Below are 2171 nucleotides of genomic sequence, written 5' to 3' on the forward strand. Positions count from 1 at the left end.
CGGGCCCGCCGGTGTCGTCGCCACGACGCCGGCCAGGGCCGCCCCGGCGGGGGTGCCGAGGCCCCAGGACAGCATCCGTGCGGTCGTCGAGACCCGGGCGCGGGCGTGCTCGGGCGTGACCTGCAGCCGGTAGGTGACGGCGTTGAGCACGACCGTCGAGTACGCCGACCCGAACGCCGTCGCGGCGAGGAGTGCGGGGACCCAGTGCGTCGCCGACACCACCGCGACCGCGCAGGCCAGCGACACCGGCAGCCCGGCCAGCGCGAGCCGCGCCCCGCCCCAGCGCTCCGACAGCCGTGGGACCAGCCGGGCCGCGGCCAGCCCGCCCACACCCCAGCAGGCGAACAGGAGGCCGAGCCGGGCGTCGCCGTCGGCGCGGATGCCGAGCACCCGGTCCGCCCACGGCACGGTCATCGCGAGCCAGGCACCGCCCGCGACGGCCTGGGTGGTGCCGACCAGCGTCAGCGTGCGGACCACCGGATGGCCCATGAGCAGTGCCAGGCCCTCGCGCACGTCGGCGAGGATCCGGGTCGGCGCGCGGGTGCCGGGCCCGGGGGACAGGCTCCCGGCGACCGACCGGATCAGCAGCGCCGACGCGACCGCGGTGAGCGCGGTGACCGACAGCAGCCCGGCCGGGGCCAGGGTCGCGACGGCCAGCCCGGCGAGCGGCGGCACGACCAGCTCGACGACGGTCGTCGCGCCGTAGAGGGTGGAGAACGCCGCGGTGATCCGGTCGGGCCCGACCAGCGTGGGCAGGGCGCCGAAGTTCGCGGCGTCGAAGAAGACGAAACCGGTCTGCACCGCGACCGCCGTGCCGAGCACCTGCCACGGTGTGAGTACCCCGGCCCACCAGGCGAGCGGGATCCCCGCCAGCACCGCGCCGCACGCCAGGTCGACGCCGACCATGAGCCGCCTGCGGTCGACACGGTCGGCCAGCGCGCCCGCGACCAGCCCGAACAGCAGGTAGGGGAGTGCCTCCGCGGTCGCGATCGCCGCCGTCCAGGCGGGCGAGCCGGTCAGCCGGTAGACGAGCACGGGCAGAGCGACCGCGGCGACCAGGGAGCCGGCGACCGAGACGACCCGGGCGGCGAGGTAGCGGCGCAGGTCGGTGCGTTCGTGCTCGGGGGCGGTCGGGGCCGTCTCGCTCACGGGGTCCTTCCGTCGGCGGATGCGCGAACCATAGTGTGAAACGACAGTCATCACCAATAGTGGTGCCACGAGACGTCCACCACTGTTGAAAACCGATGTCGTTTGTGGTCATGATGGGGTGGTCCGGAACCGGACGATGTCACCCACTGGAGGAGAAAACGATGAAGGACATCTTCACCGAGCTCGAGGCCGAGCGCGCCCTTCCGCACAACTCCGCGAGCCACTCCAACGCCCTCGTCGAGAACCCGTTCGCGACCGAGCAGGCCGCCGAGCAGGAGTGACACCCGCCGCGGGCCCGGCACCGGTGACGGTGCCGGGCCCGCGGTCTGCCGTGACCGACCGACGGACCAGGGAGTGCGAGTGGAACGACTGCGACCGGGCGTGAGCGTGTTCGAGGTCCCCGGTCGGGGCTCGGCGCTGCGGGAGGCCTCCGGCCGGTTGCGCGGGGTCGACCTGCCCCGCGGCACGGTCGAGGCACTGACCCGCTGGTTCGCCGGCGCCGACCCCACACCTCCGCCGGGACTCGACCCGGAGCGCGGCGCGTTCGCCGCGGCCGGGTACCTCGACGACACCCGCCCGGCCCGGACGGCCACCGTGACCGTCGCCGGTGACGGCGCGCTGGCCGACGCCGTCGCCACCGCGCTCGCCGGGCCCACCGTGCGGGTGCTGCGCGGGACGGTCGGAGAGCTCGCGGCCGTCCCGGCCCGCCCGGACCCCACGCACCCGGCGACCGGCATCGACGCCCCGGGCGGTGCGGATGCGTCCGCGACGCCGACCGCGGTCTGCGTCGTCGCCGACGGGCCGGCACCCGCATCCTGGACCGCCCTGGACCGGCTGCCCGACCGCGGGACGGCCGTGTTCCGGCTCGCCGTCGAGGGCCGGCACGGGATCCTGGAACCTCCCGCCGTACACCCCGGCGACGCCGGGCACGCCGACGTCCGCGCCCGCCGCCTCGCCGCGGCCGGATCCGGGCACCCGCACCTGCTCGCGTACTGGGAGGCCGGCCCGGCCGCCCCGACCGG

Annotated in this window: 2 protein-coding genes and 1 pseudogene; 2 read left to right on the forward strand and 1 reads right to left on the reverse strand. The window is 76.2% G+C overall.

Annotated elements, in window-relative coordinates:
- Window positions 1-1149 (reverse strand): MFS transporter (locus tag NH602_RS30310; protein WP_253069620.1); only part of this gene is annotated, 1149 nt, incomplete at its 3' end.
- Between the two features lie 161 nt (window positions 1150-1310).
- Here NH602_RS30310 and amiA point away from each other — a divergent pair.
- A complete protein-coding gene (gene amiA / locus NH602_RS30315) occupies window positions 1311-1430 on the forward strand; it encodes a streptamidine family RiPP (RefSeq protein ID WP_020625778.1) in 120 nt (39 codons plus the stop codon).
- A gap of 100 nt (window positions 1431-1530) precedes the next feature.
- A pseudogene (locus NH602_RS30320) lies at window positions 1531-2171 on the forward strand (hypothetical protein); the annotation flags it as partial.

The sequence above is a fragment of the Pseudonocardia sp. McavD-2-B genome (genome assembly GCF_024124365.1).
In the GTDB taxonomy this organism is placed as follows: Bacteria; Actinomycetota; Actinomycetes; order Mycobacteriales; family Pseudonocardiaceae; genus Pseudonocardia; species Pseudonocardia alni.